Raw genomic sequence first — 23,176 nt, 5'->3', positions numbered from 1 at the left:
TAGTATATACGGTTTAGACTTATAAGTAAAGATAATCTTAAAATATAATAATTAAGGAATGGTAATCAAAATGAGCATATCTACAGATTTATACCGCACATTTTTTGGAGTGGGTCTCCACTTGTCATTTTCTAAGGCCGCTAAGGACATCGGCGTATCGCAGTCGGCGATCAGTCAGAGCATTAAGCAGCTGGAAAAGGAATTAAAAATTACATTATTTGAGCGTACCACCAAGTCGGTTGCTTTTACACCGGAAGGGAAGGAATTATTTGATACTGTAGCAAAAGCGTTTTCTATTTTAGACAATGGTGTCACACAGCTACAGGAACGGGTTACGCATGAACAGGAAAGCCTGAAGCTGGCTGCTACGGATACATTATGCCGTCACTTCTTGTTGCCGTATTTCAAAGAATGGCAGGAGCAAGAAAAGGAAACGGGGTTGCAGATTACAAATCGTCCGTCGCCGCAGTGCGTGCAAATGGTGTTGGATCGCGAAGCACAATTAGCAGTAGTTAATAACTATGACGAATTGATGGCGGATCCGCAGTTAGAGGTTATTGAGCTGGCACCGATGCGCGATGTCTTTGTAGGCGGTCCGGCGTATGCCAATGCGGGCGAATTTGACGAAGAACGTTTATTACAGGAACCACTGCTTCTTTTATCGCAGGGCGCAGCCAGTCGCACCTTCTTCGATGAAATTACGAATCATCGTTGTAAAAAGCCGGCCTTCGAATTGGGAAGCCTTGATGTATTGCTGGATTTGGTGGAAATCAACATGGGAATTTCTTTAGTACCGGATATGCTTCTCAAGAATCGCTTGAAGGAAGGCAAGGTCGTAGAAATTAAAACAAATATTGTAGTACCGGAGAGAAAGACCGTCTTGGTTCGTTCGCGTTTGACTCCGATTTCACGGGCAGCGTCGAAATTTATTGACCTCTTGGTAAAATAGTGATACATTAATAAGACAAGCATAGGGAGGTTATAAGCAACATGGATATATTAAAGCAGCGAATCAACGAAGAAGGGATTGTACTCAACAATCGCGTATTGAAAGTAGATAGCTTTTTAAATCATCAAATTGATCCTAAGCTGTTTGTTGCTATCGGTAAGGAAATTGCCGCTCGTTTTAAGGATGCCGGCATAGAACGCATTGTAACTATCGAAGCATCAGGGATTGCCATTGCCTTGCAGGCAGCTATTGAAATGGATGTGCCCCTTGTATTTGCTCGCAAGAAAAAATCAATTCTTATGACGGATGATGTGTATCATTCCGTAGTATATTCCTATACAAAGGAAGAAAATTATGATGTGACCATTTCCAAACGGTTCTTGCCGGCCGGCGAAAAAGTCTTAATTATCGACGATTTCTTGGCCAGTGGTGAAGCAGCGATGGGATTGGCTAAACTGGTAGAAAGTGCCGGCGATACGGTAGAAGGGATTGCTATCGTTATTGAAAAATCTTTCCAGCCCGGTCGTGAACGGTTGGAACGCGCCGGTTATAACGTACAGTCCTTAGTGCGCATTAAGGCATTCGAAGATAACCATTGCGTATTTATGGAAGACTAGTACTTGCACTACGTTGTGCATGTGTAATAGGGTAGATATGACAATGCCGTGTGGTGTGTTATATCTGTAGCCGACAATGTCGGTGGAGAGGTAAGGTGTGTATAATGAACGAGAAAGCAAAAAAATTTGATGCCTTTTTGGAAGAACGTAATTTACAGTGGTTCACTAAAGAGGAAATGACGGATGAATTTAATTCCGTTGTGTATCGAGGTTTCCTGGAAGCAGCTTCGCAGCGTTTCCCTCTCTTTATCGTATTGGACGATACGGTATTCACCATGGCACGGATGATTGCTGTGTCCGCTGCCGTACCGGCTGAACGCCGCGGTCAAGTTGCTGAATATCTTAGCGAGTTGAATGGCAAATTTAAAATCTTTAAATATTATATTGCCGAAGACGGTGGCGTATACATGGATATCAGTATCCCGTCCTTGGTGGAAGAGTTCAATCCGGAATTGGTATTGTACTTAATCGGCCAGATTTTGTTGCCGCATGTGGAAGAATATTATCCTCAGTTGATGGAAAAAGTATGGGGCCGCAAGGAAGAAGAAGGTACTGTTAATTAAGTAGCACATAGCGATACTGAGATTGCATTATTATATAATGTGCGATTCTATCGTAATATAGCGTGTGGTTGTACCGTGATACAATGAATCATAAATAGTAGTGAAGCATAGTTACTAATCGAACTATGGCTAGGAGTATAGCTTCATCAGCGGCTATAGCTCCCAATAATAAAAAAGATAGGTCATGAAAATAATTTCGTGACCTATCTTTTTTATTATAATTTGATTCATTGGATAGTTAGTTCACATGTAGTACATGCTGACATACAAAAGCTAGATACATATGATGTAGATGCACAGTAGTCTGTGTGATTCAAATATAATTTATCAAGTAGTATGCGTAGATTTTTTAGATATGTTTTGTCGGCGGTGGTGCTAAAGGAAGGGTGAAGCCTTGTCCCACTACTTCCGACGCATCGCTGATTGTCATAAAGGCCTGAGGATCTACACGGTTGATGATTGCCTTTACCTTGGCTACTTCGGTTAACTTAATTACGCTGTAGATGACTTGCTTTTCCTGACTGGTATATGCGCCTTCGCCGTGAAAGAAGGTAACGCCGCGTCCGACATAGTGAATGAGGAGCTGTGCAATTTTTTCCGGCTTACTGGAAATGATAATGATAGCTTTACGTTGTTTCATACCTAAGACTACTTTATTGGTAATGACAGCAGTAATATAAATGGACACAAAGGTAAGAATGGCTTTTTCCAGGGAGAATAAATAGGCTGCCCAGAAAAGGATAACCGTGTTGATAATCATGACGGCCGTTCCCATTTCTAAGGAATAGAATTTTTTGACAATAGCCCCTACCACGTCGAGACCGCCGCTGTTGCCATCGTACTTGTAAATAATTCCAAAGCCAATACCGGAAAGTAAACCGCCGGTAATACAGGAAGTCATGGCATCATGGATGAGATGCCACTCGGATAAAAAGGCGGTGGCATCAACGAGTACGGATAAGATGCCGGTGCCGACGATACTTACGATGGTATAGCTACGTCCCATAAATTTGTAGCAAGCAATCATGATTGGGATATTGAGAAGAAAGATAGCCATGCCGATAGGCATATTGAAAATATAATAAATGATAATAGCTACCCCACTGATGCCACTGCTTAAGAGTTGGAATGGAACAAAAAAGGCGTTTACTGCAATAGCAACCAGTAAACAACCGACAAAAGTGGCCACATAAGGAATCAGAAAATCCTTCACTGTGGTGCGAGTTAACGTATTCATGATATACATCCTTTCTAACAATGGTTACGCTTACGTACTATCATATCACGGATGGATAACAAAAGATATATGAAGAGCGTATTTATATTTTGTCAGCGTAGATACACTTTTTTGCGTAATCGGTAAGGTTGTGTGATTTATAGGAAAGTATAATAAATGCTAAGCTCTTATTTGAATTTCAAAATTGTGATTACTTGGAGTATCGGTTATTATGATAATACAAGCTAATAAACAATTAAGCATAGGTAGGAGGAGATAGGATGCATTTATTATCGGGATTGTTGTTTGGTGTATTGTTCGGATACTTCTTAAAACGCAGTCGATTTTGTGCTACAGGAATTACACGCGATATTGTGATGGAAGGACGGACGTATAATTTTATCTATATTCCGGCTATCATTTTTACAGAAGCGTTTTTGTATTTCTTACTAGTAGGCAATGAAGCAGTACCGGTACCGGCATTGGCACCATTTTCGCTATTTCGAATTGCTTTGGGGAGTCTGATGTTTGGTATCGGTGCGGTGCTTTGCAATGGTTGTATCGCTTCCTCACTGATAAAGTGCGGCGATGGCCGATTGATTGGCTGGTTGTCGGTAGCAGTGTTTACCGTTAGCGCTTATATTGTTAAAGTGGGAGCACTTAAATCAATTACGGGACAGCTTAACACGATTGCTGTTGTACCGGATACCGTAGTTACACAGTTACCTATTTCTCCAATACTCTTAGCTGCGGTGGCAATGTTTCTGCTTTATATTGGTTTGCACAGAGTGTACCGGCACACTCGACTTCGCTTTACTATTCCCGGTCGGTATACGGGGTTGCGACATATACTCTTTGAAAAGGTATGGCCTAAGGAGATTACCGTTGTTTTAATCGGAATTATTATGGCATTAGGTTTTTATTTTTCTAATTTGGCCGGTCGTAACGGTGGTTTCGGTATTACAACACCGCTTATCAGCTGGTTGCAGTTTGTGGGATTTGGTAAAAGTATCGGATGGGCATCGACCTTTGTAGTGGGCATTATTTTAGGATCCTTTGCTACAACGATACTAGGTGGTGAATTTGCTATTGTGCGTCCCAAAGCAAAGCCTGTACTATTAACCGTTATCGGTAGTATATTGATGGGCATAGGTGCTGTATGGGCATCGGGCTGTTTTGTGGGGAATGTTATGGTTGGTACATCGCAATTTTCAATGAAAGCTTGGTACTCGTTGATATTCATATATCTTGGTGTTTGGACGGCTACAAGGTTGTATTTGATGCGTAATCGTGACAAGGTTTAGTGATTTGACAGCGGTGATGTTACATGTAAGCATATGCAGTAAATAAAAATTTGAGATAACAAGCAATACAAACAACTGACACAAATAAGTAATGAAATAGGTGTATAACAAGGAGGTTATAACAATGGCTCAAGTGATTACAATTGATACAAAAGGCTTGGATTGTCCCATTCCGTTAATGAAAATGAAAGAGGCATTGGAACCGCTACAGGCGGGAGATATTGTAGAAGTAGAATTCACTTGTCCCGAAGCTACGGTGAATTTACCAAACTATTGTCAGGAGCACGGGCATGATGTAGTCAGTTTTGAAAAGCTGAAGACAGGATGGAAAATTGTTGTGAAAAAATAAAAGCATGTGTAGATAAAACAGCGCGTAAATATTTTGGTACATAGTTATAAAAAGATAGCCTATCAACTGAGAGATCGTGGTTTTGTGAAGAGTATTCCTCAGATTGATAGGCTACTGTTTTTTGTGATTTTAATATATGCGCAGCGCTTTTAGGAGCAGGGATGCTATTTTTCTTTATAGAAAAAATAGAAAAGTGGGAAAAATTAAGTACTAAAGTGTAGAACATATAGATACAACAAAAGACCTCGAGCGTGGAGGCCCGAGGTCTTTTGTTTGTAAAGAAGATGGAGTATGTATAGAGTGGTAGTCTATACGATATATAAAAATGCACAACAACGCGTGTGGTTATAACGTTGCGGCAATTTTACCGAAGTGAAACGGAGCCGTTGTCTACTGTGACATAGAGCATACGCAAGCCCGACTCTTCCAAATGGAGATAGGCCGGAGAACTTTGCCGCGTGAAATGATATAGTGTGTCACCTTGTAGTCGTTCGTGCTCCAAATACGATCCCCGCAGAGGGGAAGGCTGAAGGCTTGGCACATAGATAAAGCTATGTGCTGCAGGTTTGAGATAGGTAGATGTTGTGAGGACATCTGCCGCTGCCTTCAAGCCTTTGCGGACCATCACATTAAAGTCGGTGGCCCGTCCCACGCAATGCGTATGGTGAGCCCCATCAAAGAAAGCCAAATCCAATGGCTGTAGGTGATAGGTGTCCGCTGTCTCTTGAAAGGAAAGGTACAATTGATTGGTTAGCGGAGTAATTATGCGATCATATCCGGAAAGTACGGTAAATTCTGATTCATTAAGGTCTACTGTAGCCGAGCTTATCCGTATGTCAAAGTCTCTTTTTTGATAAGAGCTTTGGTGAGGAGAGATAAAGAACTCGGTGGTAGTGCCACCGGACCAAGTTGAGGAAAACGCCCGTTGACGGGGAATGACAGTAATTTCCATGAAGCCCTCCCGAATATAATTATCAGCAAACTTATCTCGCTGACTACACTATAAAACCCGTACGTCTGAAATGGGTCAAAAAATTAAATCAATATTCAAAATTGTGATAGACGTTTTTTAGTCGATATTTGATGTAACATTAGACGTAACAAAGAACATACGGTATGATATACGGTATGAAGAATCATTTGAACCTGTATAAAAGACTGGAGGATGTAGTATTATGGCAAAGCTAGTTGAATTTGTCCCGAATTTCAGTGAAGGCCGCGACAAGGCTAAGGTGGAAAAAATCGTTGACGAAGCACGCAAAATTAAAAATCTTCGTATTTTGGATTATTCCAGCGATGCTGACCATAACCGTTCGGTAGTGACTATTATTGGTTCGCCGGAAGCTGTTACGGAAGCAGCTATTAACATGGCCAAGGTAGCTATTGAACTCATCGACATGCGCACTCATGAAGGGGCCCATCCGCGTTTTGGTGCCGTTGACGTTGTACCGTTTACACCGGTATCCGAAGTGACCATGGAAGAATGTGTGGCTATTGCCAATACGGTAGGTAAAGCGTATGGTGATATGGGCATTCCCGTATACTTGTATGAAGATGCTTGCACGAAAGAAGCTCGCCGTAACTTAGCTTCCGTACGTAAAGGCCAGTATGAAGGCTTCTTTGAAAAAATTAAGGATCCCGAATGGGTACCGGACTATGGACCGGCAGAAATGAATGAAAAATCCGGCTGCTCCGCTGTGGGGGCGCGCGCTGCATTGGTTGCATTTAATGTAAATCTTAACACCAGCGACCTATCGATTGCCGATGCCATTGCTAAGAAGGTGCGTCACATCGGCGGCGGCTTGCGCTATGTGAAAGCCATGGGAGTTATGCTGGAAGAACGCAACCAAGTACAGGTATCAATGAACCTTGTTAATTATGAAAAATCCGCTGTATACCAAGCCTTTGAAATGATTAAGATGGAAGCTCGTCGTTATGGCGTCAGCGTAGTGGGCAGTGAAATTATCGGCACCGTACCGATGAAATCCCTATTGATGGCAGCTGAGTATTACCTACAGATTGAAAACTTTGATATTAATCAGATTTTAGAAAAACAGCTACTTGATTAATCGTGTTAATTAGTAATACAATGTTGTATATGTGACAGTAAATACTCAGATTGAGAAGATTATGGGAGGTGCTCGCATGTTAAGCGATATTGAAATTGCGCAACAGAACGTAATGGAGCCGATAACAACCATTGCCGACAACTGCGGAATTAAACCGGAAGAGCTGGAACAGTACGGTCATTATAAGGCAAAAGTATCCTTGGATATTTTTAATCGTCTTAAGGATCGACCGGATGGTAAATTGGTGTTGGTAACGGCTATTACGCCTACACCGGCCGGCGAAGGTAAATCGACGACTAGCATTGGTCTCGGTCAGGCGCTGAATAAAATAGGTAAGAACGCAATTATCGCTTTACGCGAACCATCGCTGGGACCGGTGTTCGGTATTAAAGGAGGCGCTGCCGGCGGTGGCTATGCTCAAGTAGTACCAATGGAAGATATTAACCTTCATTTTACCGGTGATATGCATGCAATTACAGCGGCTAATAATTTATTGGCAGCCATGATAGATAATCATGTACACCAGGGTAATGAATTGCGTATCGATGTGCGTCAAGTTTCTTGGCGTCGTGTAATGGATATGAATGATCGGGCGCTTCGTCATGTAACGGTGGGATTAGGCGGTAAGGTATGTGGTTTCCCCAGAGAAGACGGTTTTATGATTACCGTTGCCTCGGAAATTATGGCTATCCTTTGCTTGGCGACGAGCTTGGAAGATTTGAAGCGCCGCTTCGGTAACATTGTTATTGGTTGCAATCTTGATGGTGATCCTGTCTATGTACATCAACTGGGTTGTGAAGGGGCGATGGCAATGCTCATGAAGGATGCTATCAAACCTAATTTGGTGCAGACCTTGGAACATACGCCGGCCATCGTCCATGGTGGTCCGTTTGCCAATATTGCTCATGGTTGTAACTCTATTTTGGCGACTAAATTAGCCTTGAAGTTAGGCGATATTGTTATTACGGAAGCCGGCTTCGGTGCGGATTTAGGGGCTGAAAAATTCCTGGATATTAAATGTCATTACGGTGATATTTATCCGGATGCGGTCGTTTTGGTTGCTACGATTCGGGCATTGAAGATGCATGGTGGCGTAGCAAAGAAGGACCTCGGTATTGAAAATCCGAAAGCTGTTGGCGAAGGCTTTGTAAACTTAGCAAAACAGGTAGAAAATATGCGTGCTTTTGGGTTACCGGTTTTGGTAGCTATCAATAAATTTGCTACGGATACACCGGCAGAAATCGATATGCTACTTCAAAAATGTGACAGCTATGGCGTAGACGTTACCCTCAACGAATGCTGGGAAAAAGGCGGTGCCGGCGGTATCGACATGGCTAAACAGGTGGCAGCTATGGTAGAGGGTACGGATATTAAACCGGTTATGATGTACGATGTTAATGAGCCCATTCCGACAAAAATCGAAAAAGTAGTACAACGTATTTACGGTGGTAATGGTGTTGAATTTACGCCAAATGCAAAGAAGCAAATTCAACAGTTGGAAACATGGGGCTTAGATAAACTGCCTGTTTGTATGGCTAAAACACAGTATTCCTTAAGCGATGATCCTACTTTATTGGGGGCACCAAAGGATTTTACCATTACCGTACAGGATGTGCGCGTAGCTAATGGGGCAGGTTTTATCGTTTGCCAAACCAGTAATATTATGGTTATGCCGGGGTTACCAAAGAAGCCGGCGGCTTTGGCTATGGATGTAACTGAAGATGGCAAGATTACCGGACTTTTCTAATATATAAACAATGGGAGAATATTCATGGAATTAAAAGGATTATCCGTAGAAGCATTTATTAACGAAACCGGTTCCAGTTCACCGGCTCCGGGCGGCGGTAGTATTGCGGCACTTAATGCGGCATCGGCAGCAGCATTAGTAGAAATGGTAGCATCTCTTACTATCGGGAAAGAAAAGTATGCTGCGGTGGAAGCCGATATGAAAGCTGTACAGGCAGAGGCAAGCGAATTAAAAACAAAGTTCGTTAATTTTATTGACGAAGACAGTAATGCTTTTAATAAGATTATGGCAGCTTTTAAATTGCCGAAGGGAACGGATGAAGAAAAGGCGGTTCGTTCCGAAGCTATTCAAACGGCAACCAAGGAAGCGGCACTTGTGCCGTTCCATGTAGGTGAGGCGGCAAATGAATTGTTTGCCTTAGCAGAGGAAGTCATTACTAAAGGCAATCAAAATGCGGTAACCGATGGTGCCGTGGCTGCAATGAATGCGCGGGTCGCCGTAAAAGGTGCGTTCCTTAATGTAAAAATTAATTTGGGATCCATTAAGGATGAAGCCTTTGTAGCTGAGCTTAATGCTAAGATGGAAGCCATCGAAAGCGAAGTGAATGCAAAGGAAACGACCTTGCTTTCAAAAGTCGTATTGTAAAATATATAAAGCCGGCTATCCATGTCTCAGCAGTCAGGTCTTACGAATGACATGCTTACGACATAGATAGCCGGCTTTTTTTGCATACGACGTTTTTAAGCCCGGTCGTCAGAAGGAAAGAGAAAGGCTATCAAGGGAGGTCTTTTTATATCCTCGACTTTGAGAAGTCAGGTCATTAAAGAGGGAGTGACATAGATAGCCGGCTTTTTTTGCATACGACGTTTTTAAGCCCGGTCGTCAGAAGGAAAGAGAAAGGCTATCAAGGGAGGTCTTTTTATATCCTCGACTTTTGCTAGTCAGGTCATTAAAGAGGGAGTGACATAGATAGTCGGCTTTTTTGCATACGACGTTTTTAAGCCCAGTCGTTAGGACAAAAGCCCATATATCGAAGCAGGTTATTTTACTAATCGGTCTGCTAAGATATATGGGCTTTATTATACATAGGATTTATTTTTACTGTATTAGCGCTTGATGTCGATTATGTCACCAATAATTTGATAATGTGGTTGCCAACCACCGTTGAAGTCTGGGTAAGTTTGGGGTGCAGCTGCATAGTAGTCTTGGATATCCTTGGCTAAGTCTTCACGACTGAATTGATGCATGTACAGCTTGCGACATAGGAAAGTGACCTTTGCTTCTTCGTAAGTAACACCGTTACCAAAAGCGATAGGAGTTAACCCGGCTCCTTTAGTTTTATCTTCGTTGCGACCGGAATGAGATCCCATGTAAGCAAGTGCTTTTTTATACTCCGGAGCATAGAAGCTCAACGTAAAGAACTCGTTGTTTTTCAAAAACTCACTGGTATAACGGGCCGGATGCACATAAATTGTAGCAGCCGGATGGGCTTGACCGGGACCGTTCCAAATGGAGCCTAAAGCACCCCAACTTAACGTGCAACTATTATAGTTATCCATGGAACCGGCGGTAACCAAAGCCCAGCCGTTATCGAATAGCTGGAAAATTTTATAATCCTCTTCTTTGAAATCTACCATGATAAACCGTCCTCTCTTTACGTCAAACAAACTCTTTTTTTCAATACGAGATACCATATAAGAAAAGTAACTCACTTTTATATTGTATAGTTACATTTATAATAAATCAATACATTAGATTTAAATAGTTATATTTTCCCTGAGACGTAGAAAGGGACATCCACTCAAGATTGCGTAAGTCATAACAGAAAAAAGAGGGATACCTCCATTGTGGGCACGTCATTCGCAAGACCTGACAGCTTGTCCTAACCCGCAGAAAGGGACATCCAGTCAAGATTGCGTAAGTCATAACAGAAAAAGAGGGATACCTCCATTGTAGGCACGTCATTCGTAAGACCTGACAGCTTGTCCTAACCCGCAGAAAGGGACATCCACTCAAAATTGCGAATGACGTTAGCGATCAGAAAAAGAATATTATGGTTATGAATGCAAAAAGACCAACCGTGATAGCTATGAAGAATGCCCTTCGTAAGACCGGGCTTCAAAGAGCTATCACGGTTGGTCTTACTTTATAAAAAATATTTTTCTAATCACTAATGCCTACGCTTCGTTGAGTGGTGGAGTTTCAAGGAACGTTATGTCCGGATTACGTTCCACAACCCAACCCATTTGCCATTCGTTACTGATAAGGATAACAGTTCGGCCGCGGTTATCGGTAACGGCCATAGCGCTGTCGAGACCTTTCAGCTTACTGATTTCCACATCGCCTTTCACCCAACGGGCAACGCTGTACGGCAAGTTGTTCATTACTAAATCAACACCGTACTCATTTTTGAGACGATACTGCAATACTTCAAACTGAAGCATACCAACAGCTCCGACGATGAAGGAGTCCATTGCGTGAGGCTGTTCAAAAATCTGTACGGCCCCTTCTTGGGCGAGCTGCGTCATGCCCTTTAAGAACTGTTTGCGCTTCATGGTGTCCTTTGGAGTAACGCGAGCAAAGAATTCCGGCGGGAATACAGGAAAGTCGCCAAAGGTTACTTTGTGATTGGACGCACAAAGCGTATCGCCTACACCCATCGTACCGGGATCAAAGACGCCGATGATATCCCCCGGATAGGCTTCATCGATAATGGTACGTTCCGTAGCGAGAAATTGCTGCGGCTGTGACAGGCGTACGGTTTTATCGGACTGACGATGAAGAACAGACATGCCTTTTTCAAACTTGCCGGAACAAATGCGCATGAACACGATGCGGTCATGGTGATTCGGATTCATGTTAGCCTGGATTTTAAAGACGAATGCAGAAAAATCTTCAGAGGATGCGGACACGGTTTCCTCCAAGGCTTTACGGTCTGCCGGAGCCGGAGCCAATTCTAGGAATTTTTCGAGGAACGGCTTAACGCCGAAGTTAGTCATAGCAGAGCCGAAGAACATTGGCGTTAATTCACCGGCGCGGACACGATCAAAGTCGAAGGCATCGCCGGCAATATCGAGAAGCTCAATATCATCGATAAGAGATTGATGCACCTCTTCTCCTAACAACTCGCGGAAGGCAGGATCGTCTACAGATTCTTTCGTGGAAGCCAATTTTTTTTGACCATGCGTTTCATCTTTGGCGAATAGGTCAACCGTGTGAGTTGCGCGGTCATAAATACCTTGGTATTCACCGTTAATGCCTACCGGCCAATTCATCGGTACCGCCCGAATGCCTAAGGAATTTTCGATATCCTCCATCAAGTCAAACGGATTACGTCCGTAGTGGTCGATTTTGTTGACAAAGGTAAAGATAGGAATGCCTCGTTCTTTACAAACAGCAAAGAGTTTTTTCGTTTGTGCTTCTACGCCTTTAGCTACGTCGATGAGCATGACAGCACTGTCGGCAGCCATAAGGGTACGGTAGGTATCTTCGGAGAAATCCTGATGACCCGGCGTATCAAGAATATTGACGCGGCAGCCGTCATAATCAAATTGCAGAACGGAACTGGTTACGGAAATGCCGCGTTGCTTTTCGATTTCCATCCAGTCGGACACAGCATATTTTTGTGTCTTACGGGATTTAACGGAACCGGCTAAGTGGATGGCACCGCCGTATAGGAGCAGTTTTTCCGTCAACGTCGTTTTACCGGCGTCAGGGTGCGAGATAATGGCGAAGGTACGACGACGCTTCACTTCTTCTAAAAATGTCATTGTGTGTCACCTCATGAAAGTTGTCTATGAAATAGAAATGAGCGGTTACTCGGTAACGACGCATCATTCCTTGTAATTAAACTAGCATTACGATTATATACTACCCATGCGGTATTTGTCATCTTTATATACAAAATGAGAACATATGGTGTAGAATATAAAAGATAAATATATAGGTAAAAGGAGAGGTCATGCGACTGTTTATAGCGGAAAAACCGAGTGTAGGGAGAGAAATCAGTAAATATTTAGGGGGAACGCCAAAGCGTGGCGACGGCTTTATCGATCACGGCAATGATGTGGTGACGTGGGCCTTCGGTCATGTGTTGGAACAAGCTGAGCCGGGGGATTATGATGAACGGTATCAACGGTGGCGTGCCGAAGATTTGCCAATCGTGCCGACGGCGTGGAAGCTTTTGGTTACTAAAAGCAGTGCCAAACAGTTTCGGATAATTACGGGGCTGATGAAAAAGGCCGATGTCATTGTCAACGCCGGTGACCCGGACAGGGAAGGGCAACTATTGATTGACGAAATTTTAGAATACACCGGTAATACGAAGCCGGTGCAGCGCATCTTACTCAATGCCTTGGATGAAAAGTCGGTGCGTGCGGCATTAAGTGATTTACGAGATAACAAGGACTTTTTCAATTTGAAGCAATCCGCCTTGGCGCGGTCGCGGGCAGACTGGCTTATCGGTATGAATTTATCCAGAGCGTATACTTTGGCGCAGCGACGTAAGGGGAATAAGGTAACCTTTCCCATAGGTCGTGTAAAGACGCCGACGTTGGCCTTAGTTGTACGGCGTGAACGGGAGCTGGAGAATTTTAAGCCTGTAGATTATTACCTGTTAAAGGTACTGTATGCGCATCCGAAGGGATCGTTCTGGGCTACTTGGAAACCGAAGGATGAACAGGTCGGCATTGATGCGGATGGTCATGTCATCAAACAAGAGGTGGCGTTGGAACTAGCCAAACGGGTGGCAGCGGATACGACAGGTGTTATCAGTAGCTGCAGTCGCAGCAAAAAGAAGGAAGCCCCTCGTCTGCCTTTGTCGTTATCGGCCTTGCAGGTGGCAGCCGGTAAAGCATACGGCTATGATCCGCAGCAGGTACTCGACACGGCGCAAAAGCTATACGAAAAGAAACTCACTACCTATCCTCGTTCGGATTGTGATTATTTACCGGAAAATCAGTATGGAGACCGCACGGCTATTTTACATCATTTGGCCGCTTACGGTGATGCTATGCTCAGTGCATGGGTGCAGGGAGCCAATCCATCCATTAAGACGCGGGCATGGAATGATAAAAAAATTACCGCCCATCATGCGATTATTCCGACAACGGTAAAAGCAAATAAGGATAGTTTGACGGCGATGGAACGAAACATTTATTTCCTCATTGCCCGTTCGTATATTGCGCAGTTCTACGGTGATCACATATACGAGCAAACTAAAATAACTGTTACGCAAGTGGGCGAAGAATTTGTGGCGTCCGGTCATGTGGTGCTCGACATGGGATGGAAGGCACTCTTTCAGCGTACGACAAAGAAGACCGCCAAGTCGGGAGAAAAAGAGACTGCCGGCGATCAAGATACCGGTGACGGTCGTAGTGATGACGATGATACTCATGAAGGTCACGGTGAAAGTCATGAACTGCCGCGTGTGAAAAAAGGCGATACGGTAACGGTAGAGAACACGGCTATCGATAAGAAACAGACGAAACCGCCTACACGTTTTACATCGTCCACTTTGCTACAAGCGATGAAGGAAATTCACAAATATGTGCGCAACGACGAACTGAAAAAGCAGCTTAAAGCGGTATCCGGCATTGGTACGGAAGCAACGAGGGCCACTATTATCGGTGAGCTTATCAGCCGTAAGTTCATGCGGGAAAGCGGCAAGAAAAAAGTATTGCAGCCGACAGAGCTGGGCTATATGTTGGTAGATGCATTACCGGATGAAATGTTGTACCCCGATGAAACCGCGATATGGGAAGAACGTTTGGCAGATATGAGTGATGGCAAGGGGACATTAGATGCGTTTTTGCGCGATCAAGTGCAATTTTTAACGAGGCTTATCAACAAAGCAAATGAGGGAATCAATGTAGCAGGATCGACTATGCCCGGCGGCTATGGGGTGCCCATGGAAACTACCACCCGCACGATTGAAAGAAATACGATGACTACTGACAGACAGGGCAGTCATCGTGAGGAACAGCCCCATTCGGATATCCCCTGTCCACGCTGCGGTACAGGTCATTTAGTACGGCGACAAGGTAAGTTCGGCACCTTCTTTGGGTGCAGTGATTTTCCAAAATGTCGGTATACGGCAGGTGTCGGTGATGACGGAATGCCTCGCGACAATGACGGTACGGGAGGAGCGAACACCACATTTGATTGGCAACCGAATGATGCACAGCTGGTCGATGCCAAGGCGAAGGGCTATGTATGTCCGCGGTGTAAGACAGGATATTTTGTGGCTGCCGGAGAAGGAACGCGTAAACGTTGGATTTGCAGCAATACCGAACAGTGTCGTACAAGCTGCGCCGATGTGGATGGTCAGCCTAGCGTGTATGTCGGAAAGAAATGAAAAAAGAAGTTGACAATCGTAATGACTCGGTGTAAGATAGAGCACAAGAATTCTTACATGTATTATAGGAATTAAAATTGCATAGGATTTCATCAAGAGTAGTGGAGGGAACGGCCCGTAGAAGCTACAGCAACCGGCGATGAGTATATTCATTGAAGCGGTGCTACATCCGGCAGAGTTTTCTGAAAGATGAGTGAGGTGAGAGACACCCGTCTGAGGAAGGCGGGTGTTTTCTTTATGTATATTCTTAGCAAAAATGTACCGTAATACATGGGATGGTCCCTTGGGGGAGGGACCGCCAAAAGACCGTACCGGTCATCGCGTAGTACTCCGCATAAAGGTAGTATTGAGAAAAAAGAGAGGTTTGCATATGGAAAGAAAATATCGTTGGCACAAAAAGGAAGACAGTTGGGCCATTGTTATTGGCTTGGGGTTCATTGCCCTATTAACACTTTTGTTTTACGGCGGACTGGGAGATATAACGTCCTGGATTCGTTTTAAGGTAACGCCATGGCAAAGCTGGGAACAGCTGGGGCAAATTATACAAAATGGTTGGGCATCCATTCTGCGGTTATATATAGTATTGGCTGCCGTAATTACGGTGGGGGCGTACTATCTTGGCTTTGGCAGCCGGCGTTTTATCGGCAGCTTTACGGCATTATATGTACTGGCGGTCGTCGTTACGGTATTGGCATCTCATACTTGGATAAAGGCCGCACAACTGGAAGGACCTTTATTAGCACTTGTGGTCGGACTTATTCTCAGTAATCTGGTGCGATTACCGGCATGGCTCAGCGATGCACTGCGCACCGAGTATTATGTAAAAACCGGCATTGTACTCATGGGTGCGACCTTGCCCTTTACAATTATATTGCAAGCCGGTCCGGCCGCTATGGGACAAGCACTTATTGTTTCGGTTGTTACCTTTGGAAGTATTTATTTAGCAGCAACGAAGCTGTTTGGCTTGGATAAACGGTTTGCAGCGTGCCTTGGTGCCGGCGGATCTATATGCGGCGTATCCGGCTCCATTGCTATCGGCGGTGCATGCCGCGCCCGACAGGAACATGTATCGGTAGCAATTTCCTTAGTTATTGTATGGGCCGTCGTTATGATCTTTGCTCTTCCGGCAGCAGCAAAAGCATTGGGGCTTCATCCCGGTGTAGCCGGTGCTTGGATCGGTACGTCGGAATTTGCTGATGCTGCCGGCTTTGCAGCGGCTGAGACAATCGGTCATGAAGCTGCGGTGCGGGCATTTACCTTGATGAAGGTGGTGGGCCGCGATATGTTTGTCGGCGTATGGGCCTTCTTGGTGGCCATTCTTTCCGTAACATTGTGGGAACGTAAGCAAGTAAAAGACAGTGAACACATCGACAAAAAAGAAATTTGGCGACGCTTTCCCAAATTTATTATTGGCTTTTTTGTGGCATCCATTGTTACCTCATTGGTACTAACCGGACTTGATAGCAGTACGGGGACAGCTTACAGTAAAACCGTATTGGCAGCGCTCAAGGAATTACGTGGCTGGTTCTTTGTTTTAACGTTCTTAAGCATTGGCCTTACTACACGTCTTCGCGACTTAACGAAGATAGGATATAAACCCTTGTTTGCATTTGCTATCGGTGTGGCCATCAATGTACCGTTAGGCTATCTGTTATCGACACAAGTTTTTCAGAATTTTTGGCTACAGCTGTAATATATTGCGATACTGCGTACGTGTGAACTATGAATGTATTGGTTACTATGAGGAGGTGCGCATATGACTTCATTGATTGCTATAAAAATTACATTAACACCGGCAGCTACCGCTTCTTCGGTTGTGCGGGAACGCCTGCGTCACTTTGCCAAGCAACATCGGTTTGTTATAGCTGATGCGGAAAGCTCTTGGCATGCTGTTATCTATGATGGTGAAGGAGAAGATGTGAAAGATCGTTTACGACAACAAGGGTTCACGGATACGGAGTTTTCATTGAATGTAGAATACCAACGGCGATGGGGATTTTTGTAAAGGAAAACTAATTCTGTGGTTGGCTTGGTTGGGAATCTTTGCGCAACGAAAAAAGAAGGCGCAAAGCTTGATCGATGCGAGTGCCTACCGGCGCTTTTCTCCAGGTCATTTGGTTCAGGGCGATGGGATCTGTCGGGCTTGCAGTGACAATATCATCGTGCGTTAGATATTCAAAATAATCTTTATTGGAAATATAACGGAAGAAAAATGGTGAAGGAGATAGAAATCTTTCACCATTTTTATATTGTATAGCTGTTACAGATAATGTGGCACAATATATAAGGTTAGGCTTTTGGTTTTTAATGGTGAACGAAGAAACCAGAGATTTATCAAGTAGTCTAAATTGTGCGACAATATCATTGGCAGATAAACTGTCGGGCTGGGATGATTCATAGGAGTCTAATAACAACACATTAGGATTGTTGTGATCTATGACACTGCCTATGATTTCATTGACTTCGGGTATACTCTCGGAAACGGGCGGAAGTGGTGTTGCCGGAATCATATGAAATGTATGTATGGCTTCTTCGTACGTATAATTAGTGGTTTGACTCTCTGTAGCAGATGTGGTTTCTGTAGTTAATGAAATAGTATTGCTGGTAGTGCTGGAAGCGACAGTAGATGCAGAAAATGTACTAAAGAGCAGTGTAGCTCCGAGAATCGTAGAACATAGGCGTATAGATTTCATAATACTCTCCCTTTCAAATAAATCATTGGCAATTTTTTATAACAGCTACTAACTTCTTAATATAGTTTGAGTGTAGCATAGAATGAAAGTAGTGTTAAGAACCTGTGGTCAAGTAAGATAAGAAAAAGAGGGAAAGGTCATGAATGGCCTTTATTTGACAGGGTACCTATTTCCTTGGTATACTTCTATGGTAGATATGCGCCTATAGCTCAGGGGATAGAGCACCGGTCTCCGGAACCGGGTGCGCAGGTTCGAATCCTGCTAGGCGCACCATAGCGAATACAAATATGATAAAGGGGCTGTAATGAAATTGAGTTTTTACTCATATTTCATTACAGCTCCTTTGTCTTATATGGATATAAGAAGTGGTTCGGAGATGTTTTAGATCTTCAGGCCATTTTTTATTTTTATGATATTTTGTCGCGGCTTTGCTACATCTTTCTAGTTGTTTTGATGCCGGTGATGGGAGTAAATGTTCGATAGTATATATTCACTTTGCTTGTATATATCCATCGCTTGAAGAGGTACAAATAGATTTTTTGTAATTTTTATTTTTGGATAAAAGAAGCGTTCGATGCAGATGTATGCTGGCTTGTTAGATTTGATGCAAAATTAAAATGACAGCATGATAAAAAAGTATGGGGAATTATGTTTAAAAAAGGGGTCGTTTTTGCCTGTTATAAGTGAGGGGGTAACTTTCCCCGATAGGTTTTAGGGAGGTACGACTCATGAATTACATCGAAGAAATGAACGCATTTAATGTTTGGATTACATTGCATCCGGAGGTACCTTCATCGGCGCAATTACTCTGGTATGTGTTGATGCATTATAACAATACATGTTCTTGGAAAAAACAATTTTCCGTTCCCATGTCGATGCTGATGACAAGTACGCGATTGAGCGAGTTATCAGTGAAGCGAGCAAGGCTTGCTTTACAGAAAGCGGGACGCATTCGATACTGTGTACGTCCGGGCAAGAAGGCGACAGTCTATGAAATGATTTCTATGAAAGAGGAAGGGATTGTTACCAGCTTTTTATCAGGCAATAGTACTGCGATTGCTATGGACATGAGTGATAGCGAAGATCAAAGTATTTCGCAAAATGAGGGGCAAAGTATTCCGAAAAACGGAGATAAAAAAGATTGCTTAGGCGAACTTTTACCTGAACGTCTACCCGAACGCCTAGCCGAACGCCTACCCGAACGCCTACCCGAACGCATACTTAAACTAAACGAAACTAGACTAAACATCTCTAAAGAAAGTACAAAGAAAGGTAGCGAAGCTATCCTTGTAGAGCCCCAAGACAATACATTAAAAAATGCAGAAGAGGACATGTCGAATGTAACATTGCAATCGAAATCTGTGTCTACGATTGAATTACAATCCAATGCTACGATTACACCGAAAGAAACATCCAAATCTACATCGAAGTCTGCATCGAAGTCTGTACCGAAGTCTGCATCGAAGTCTAACATTGATGACCAAGAGTTACCGTTTGTTCCGCCAACGCTGGAGATGGTGCAGGCGTATTGCTGGGAGACGGGCTACCACATTGATCCGGAAGCGCTCATGGCCTACCACATTAATCTGGAAGCGTTCATGGCGTACTACGATGCAGTAGGTTGGTCTGTGGGCAAGAAGATGATGAAGAGCTGGAAACCACGTGGTAGGAGGTGGTTCATTACCAGTGACGAGGCGGGTTAACAATAGTGACAAGGAAAAAGGCACTGCGTCTCACCTTTACCTATCACCGAGCAAGAGGCGATGACTAATGGTAGGGATGAGAATAATATTGACACACTCCCTCGCAGAGAGTACAATATAACAAGAAACAACAGGGGCGGTACGAGAGACCGTTCGTTTCATGAGAAATACCTTTTAAGTTAGTCCTGTGAGGCTAGTAAGGGAACAATAGTTAGGCTATCCGTATATATGGATGCACCTTTACGTCTACTATAAGACCTCTTGCCTCAAAGCAAGGGGTCTTTTTTGCTACAGGGCCATGAAACTCATCAAGGAGGACAGAAATGGGACAGGTAAGTTTGAAGGGCAAGCATTTGTTAGGTCTGCAGCATGCCACTAAGGAAGAGATTGAATTAATCTTACGCGTGGCGAAGAAGATGAAGAAAATCGTGCTGTCGGACAATAAGAAGCATCCATTGTTAAAAGGCAAGTCGATTATTAATTTATTCATGGAACCGAGTACGAGAACGCGTAGTTCTTTCGAGTTGGCCGGCAAGTACTTGGGGGCCGATGTAATCAACATCTCCAAGAGCGGCAGCTCCATGGTAAAAGGGGAAAGCTTCCGCGATACATTGCTTACGATGTCGTACATGGGCACCGATGCTATCGTTATGCGACACAGTGCGGAAGGGGCGCCGCTGTATGCCACGAAATGCGTGGACCCGATTATCATCAATGCCGGTGACGGAGCGCATGAACATCCGACGCAGGCACTGCTTGATATGTACTCCATATTAGAAAAGAAAGAATCGCTAGAAGGACTTAAAGTAGTTATTGCCGGTGACATCATGCACAGTCGTGTAGCACGGTCGAATATTTACGGACTCAAGACCATGGGTGCCGATGTACACCTCGTAGGTCCGCGCACGCTGGTATATCCGGAAATGGCCAAGATGGGTGTGACGGTACATTATGATTTGAAGGAAGCCCTTGAAGGTGCGGACGTAGTCAATGTACTTCGCATTCAGTTGGAACGAATTAACTCGGCGTTATATCCGACAAATCGTGAATATGCACGCATCTTCGGCATCAACCGCGATGTATTGAAATATGCAAAAGACGATGTAATGGTTATGCATCCGGGACCGATGAACCGCGGTCTTGAAATTGCACCGGATGTAGCCTACGGCGATGAATCGGTGATTCAGGAACAGGTTCGCAACGGCGTTGCGATTCGCATGGCAGTATTGTACTTGACGATTATCGGAGGTGACGGCAGTGAACTTGCTGATTAAAGGTGGTACGGTAGTAAATCCGGCCAAGAAACAACATGAAGTAGCCGACGTATTGGTGAAGGACGGCAAGATTGCCGCTATCGGTCAGAATTTAAGCGCTGACGGTGCTGACGTATATGATGCTACCGGGTTGGTAGTAGCACCGGGACTCATTGATATGCATACGCATTTGCGCGAACCGGGACAAGAAGCGAAGGAAGATTTTTACAGCGGTACACAGGCAGCCGCTGCCGGTGGCTTCACTCGCGTAGCAACGATGGCAAATACCACACCGGTTGTAGACAATGCGGCTTTGGTACGCGGTCTTCGCAAACAGGCGGAATTGACGGGCGTAGTTAAGGTTGAATTTATGGGGGCTGTAAGTAAAGGCCTTAAAGGTAAAGAGTTGGCGGAAATGGGCGATATGGCCGAAGCCGGTGTAGTAGGCTTCTCCGATGACGGACATTATGTAGAAAGCGCTGCTTTTATGCGCCGCGCTTTGGAATACTCCAGCATGTTTAACAAGCCGGTTATCGACCATGCCGAAGAAGTGACATTGACCTGTGAAGGGCACATGCACGAAGGTTTTGTAGCCTATGAAATGGGCGTGAAAGGACGTCCGGCGGTAGCGGAAGATATGGCCGTAGCCCGTGACCTTCTCCTCGCCGAAATGACGGGCGGTCACATTCACATTGCCCATGTAAGCTCGAAGGATACGGTGGATCAAATTCGCAGAGCTAAGGCAAAGGGCATCAAGGTAACCTGCGAAGTAACGGCACAGCACTTGGCCTTTACCGATGAATACTTGCGCGAATACAATCCGGCGTTTAAAATGGCACCGCCGATTCGTTCCGAAGAACATCGTCAGGCATTGCTAGCCGGTGTGAAGGACGGCACTATCGACGCGATTATTACGGACCACGCACCGCATGCGGAAGAAGAAAAAGATCAGGAATTCTGCTGTGCACCGAATGGCTTCAGCGGTCTCGAAACCTCGTTGGCAGCAGTGCTTACCCACACATATAAAACGGGAATTTTGACCCTGGATGAAATCGTATCTCTCATGAGTACGCGTCCGGCACAGCTGCTCGGTGTAGAAGGTGGCGTACTGGAAGTAGGTAAGGCAGCGGACATTACGGTGTTCAGTACCGATGAAGCATGGACGGTTGATCGCAACCGATTCTATACGAAAGGAAAAACAAGCCCGTTTGACGGGATGACGTTAACCGGTCGTGCTAAGTTGACCGTAGTTGACGGAGATGTTGTTATGAAGGAGGGAGTTGTTACCCGGTGAAAGGCAAATTAGTTTTACAAGATGGCGCTGTATTTGAAGGGGAGCTTTTAGGCGGCGCTCCTATATTGGGGGAAGTAGTATTTAATACAGGCATGACCGGGTATCAGGAAATCGTAACGGATCCGTCCTATGCAGACCAGATTATTACGTTGACCTATCCTCTTATCGGGAATTACGGTGTATTCCGGGATATTGTACAGGCACCGAAGCCGTACTGTCGCGGGATGATTGTAGGGGAGTTGTGTACCTTCCCCAGTAACTGGCAAAACGAAGGACGTTTTGAAGAGTTTCTCCGCGCTTACGGAGTACCTTGTTTATATAATGTGGATACGCGCGCGATTACGCGCCGTATCCGTAACCATGGCGTAATGAAAGGCGTAATTTGCCCGGCAGACACGGACGAAGCGCGTATTGAAGCACTATTGGCACAGGAGCTGCCTACGGATCAGGTGGCGCGGGTGACAACGACCTGGGAAGGTCGTCGCGGCGCTGACAATGCAGACTTTCATGTAGCTGTGTACGATTTTGGTGTAAAAGAAAATATATTGCAATCCTTGGAACGCTGCGGTTGTCGCTTGACGATTTATCCGGCAGCAACCAAAGCCGAAACCGTTCTGGCCGCTAATCCGGACGGGATTTTCCTGTCTAATGGACCGGGGGATCCGAAGTCTCTTGACTATGCCGTGGAAGAAGTAAAAAAGTTAATGGGCAAGAAGCCGATTTTTGGGATTTGCATGGGGCATCAGGTATTGGCGCTGGCTTATGGCGGCGATACGTATAAAATGCGCTTTGGTCATCGCGGATCGAACCATCCGGTAAAGGATTTAGAGACGGGACGCATTTATATTACCTCTCAGAATCATGGCTATGCCGTATCGGAAGAAAGCCTTAACGGCGCCGATGTGACCATTACGCATCGCAGTGTGAACGATGGCAGCGTAGAAGGTATGCGTCACAATACGATGCCGATTATGTCGGTGCAGTATCATCCGGAAGCATCTCCCGGACCGACGGATAACCTGTATCTATTCGAACAGTTTAAGGAATTAATGAGAAAGGGTTAA

Annotated in this window: 20 protein-coding genes, 1 tRNA gene and 1 riboswitch; of the genes, 16 read left to right on the top strand and 5 right to left on the bottom strand. The window is 44.6% G+C overall.

The window, feature by feature from the left end; genetic code table 11:
• Positions 1-58: 58 nt before the first annotated feature.
• From Q5873_RS00935 to Q5873_RS00925, 3 genes are all read left to right on the top strand, one after another.
• Entirely contained in the window at positions 59-949 is an 891-nt protein-coding gene (locus tag Q5873_RS00935) for a LysR family transcriptional regulator (protein WP_308525904.1), read from the top strand.
• Between the two features lie 41 nt (positions 950-990).
• Positions 991-1,566 carry a xanthine phosphoribosyltransferase gene (locus Q5873_RS00930; RefSeq protein ID WP_028254535.1) on the top strand — a complete coding sequence of 192 codons (576 nt, stop codon included), beginning with the start codon at positions 991-993 and terminating at the stop codon, positions 1,564-1,566.
• Between the two features lie 104 nt (positions 1,567-1,670).
• Entirely contained in the window at positions 1,671-2,129 is a 459-nt protein-coding gene (locus Q5873_RS00925) for a type III secretion system chaperone family protein (RefSeq protein WP_028254534.1), read from the top strand.
• Between the two features lie 349 nt (positions 2,130-2,478).
• Here Q5873_RS00925 and Q5873_RS00920 read toward each other — a convergent pair whose 3' ends face one another.
• The gene (locus Q5873_RS00920; RefSeq protein ID WP_051245635.1) at positions 2,479-3,366 is read right to left on the bottom strand and encodes a YitT family protein; all 888 of its coding nucleotides are present in this window, start codon (positions 3,364-3,366) and stop codon (positions 2,479-2,481) included.
• Positions 3,367-3,626: 260 nt separating this feature from the next.
• Here Q5873_RS00920 and Q5873_RS00915 point away from each other — a divergent pair, with 260 nt between their 5' ends.
• Both Q5873_RS00915 and Q5873_RS00910 read left to right on the top strand, forming a co-directional pair.
• Positions 3,627-4,649 carry a YeeE/YedE family protein gene (locus tag Q5873_RS00915; RefSeq protein WP_303058953.1) on the top strand — a complete coding sequence of 341 codons (1,023 nt, stop codon included), beginning with the start codon at positions 3,627-3,629 and terminating at the stop codon, positions 4,647-4,649.
• A gap of 124 nt (positions 4,650-4,773) precedes the next feature.
• Entirely contained in the window at positions 4,774-4,998 is a 225-nt protein-coding gene (locus tag Q5873_RS00910; protein ID WP_303058952.1) for a sulfurtransferase TusA family protein, read from the top strand.
• A gap of 364 nt (positions 4,999-5,362) precedes the next feature.
• Here the strand turns inward: Q5873_RS00910 and Q5873_RS00905 are convergent, their stop codons facing one another.
• Entirely contained in the window at positions 5,363-5,950 is a 588-nt protein-coding gene (locus tag Q5873_RS00905) for a HutD family protein (RefSeq protein WP_303058951.1), read from the bottom strand.
• Between the two features lie 223 nt (positions 5,951-6,173).
• Between Q5873_RS00905 and ftcD the strand changes: the two genes are divergently transcribed.
• From ftcD to Q5873_RS00890, 3 genes are all read left to right on the top strand, one after another.
• On the top strand, positions 6,174-7,067 hold the full coding sequence (gene ftcD, locus Q5873_RS00900; protein ID WP_028254530.1) for a glutamate formimidoyltransferase: 894 nt from the start codon (positions 6,174-6,176) through the stop codon (positions 7,065-7,067).
• Between the two features lie 76 nt (positions 7,068-7,143).
• Entirely contained in the window at positions 7,144-8,814 is a 1,671-nt protein-coding gene (locus Q5873_RS00895; RefSeq protein WP_303058950.1) for a formate--tetrahydrofolate ligase, read from the top strand.
• A 24-nt stretch (positions 8,815-8,838) separates the two neighbouring features.
• The gene (locus Q5873_RS00890; RefSeq protein ID WP_303058949.1) at positions 8,839-9,459 is read left to right on the top strand and encodes a cyclodeaminase/cyclohydrolase family protein; all 621 of its coding nucleotides are present in this window, start codon (positions 8,839-8,841) and stop codon (positions 9,457-9,459) included.
• A 461-nt stretch (positions 9,460-9,920) separates the two neighbouring features.
• On the opposite strand, the gene Q5873_RS00885 is transcribed toward Q5873_RS00890, so the two are convergent.
• Both Q5873_RS00885 and Q5873_RS00880 read right to left on the bottom strand, forming a co-directional pair.
• Positions 9,921-10,451 (bottom strand): flavin reductase, encoded by a 531-nt coding sequence (locus tag Q5873_RS00885; protein WP_303058948.1) that lies wholly within the window; start codon positions 10,449-10,451, stop codon positions 9,921-9,923.
• A 540-nt stretch (positions 10,452-10,991) separates the two neighbouring features.
• Entirely contained in the window at positions 10,992-12,584 is a 1,593-nt protein-coding gene (locus Q5873_RS00880; protein WP_303058947.1) for a peptide chain release factor 3, read from the bottom strand.
• Between the two features lie 191 nt (positions 12,585-12,775).
• Here Q5873_RS00880 and Q5873_RS00875 point away from each other — a divergent pair, with 191 nt between their 5' ends.
• The 3 genes from Q5873_RS00875 to Q5873_RS00865 all read left to right on the top strand — a co-directional run bounded on the left by Q5873_RS00875 (position 12,776) and on the right by Q5873_RS00865 (position 17,174).
• A complete protein-coding gene (locus tag Q5873_RS00875; protein WP_303058946.1) occupies positions 12,776-15,169 on the top strand; it encodes a DNA topoisomerase 3 in 2,394 nt (797 codons plus the stop codon).
• An 86-nt stretch (positions 15,170-15,255) separates the two neighbouring features.
• A riboswitch (SAM riboswitch) is annotated at positions 15,256-15,365 on the top strand.
• Between the two features lie 174 nt (positions 15,366-15,539).
• Positions 15,540-16,862 carry a YeiH family protein gene (locus tag Q5873_RS00870; RefSeq protein WP_303058945.1) on the top strand — a complete coding sequence of 441 codons (1,323 nt, stop codon included), beginning with the start codon at positions 15,540-15,542 and terminating at the stop codon, positions 16,860-16,862.
• 63 nt (positions 16,863-16,925) lie between these two features.
• A complete protein-coding gene (locus tag Q5873_RS00865; protein ID WP_303058944.1) occupies positions 16,926-17,174 on the top strand; it encodes a hypothetical protein in 249 nt (82 codons plus the stop codon).
• Positions 17,175-17,181: 7 nt separating this feature from the next.
• On the opposite strand, the gene Q5873_RS00860 is transcribed toward Q5873_RS00865, so the two are convergent.
• The gene (locus tag Q5873_RS00860; protein ID WP_303058943.1) at positions 17,182-17,862 is read right to left on the bottom strand and encodes a hypothetical protein; all 681 of its coding nucleotides are present in this window, start codon (positions 17,860-17,862) and stop codon (positions 17,182-17,184) included.
• Between the two features lie 198 nt (positions 17,863-18,060).
• Between Q5873_RS00860 and Q5873_RS00855 the strand changes: the two genes are divergently transcribed.
• From Q5873_RS00855 to carA, 5 genes are all read left to right on the top strand, one after another.
• Positions 18,061-18,135, top strand: a tRNA-Arg gene (locus Q5873_RS00855).
• 455 nt (positions 18,136-18,590) lie between these two features.
• Entirely contained in the window at positions 18,591-19,565 is a 975-nt protein-coding gene (locus Q5873_RS00850; RefSeq protein ID WP_303058942.1) for a hypothetical protein, read from the top strand.
• 323 nt (positions 19,566-19,888) lie between these two features.
• Complete coding sequence (locus Q5873_RS00845; RefSeq protein WP_028255417.1) at positions 19,889-20,839, top strand: aspartate carbamoyltransferase catalytic subunit; 951 nt, start codon at positions 19,889-19,891, stop codon at positions 20,837-20,839.
• Entirely contained in the window at positions 20,823-22,112 is a 1,290-nt protein-coding gene (locus tag Q5873_RS00840; protein ID WP_028255416.1) for a dihydroorotase, read from the top strand. The genes Q5873_RS00845 and Q5873_RS00840 overlap by 17 nt, the downstream gene beginning before the upstream one ends.
• Positions 22,109-23,176, top strand: a complete 1,068-nt coding sequence (gene carA, locus Q5873_RS00835) for a glutamine-hydrolyzing carbamoyl-phosphate synthase small subunit (protein WP_303058939.1) — start codon at positions 22,109-22,111, stop codon at positions 23,174-23,176. The genes Q5873_RS00840 and carA overlap by 4 nt, the downstream gene beginning before the upstream one ends.

It is taken from the genome of Veillonella magna, assembly GCF_959600285.1.
GTDB lineage: Bacteria > Bacillota > Negativicutes > Veillonellales > Veillonellaceae > Veillonella_A > Veillonella_A magna.
This window is presented reverse-complemented; position numbering and strand designations above follow the sequence as displayed.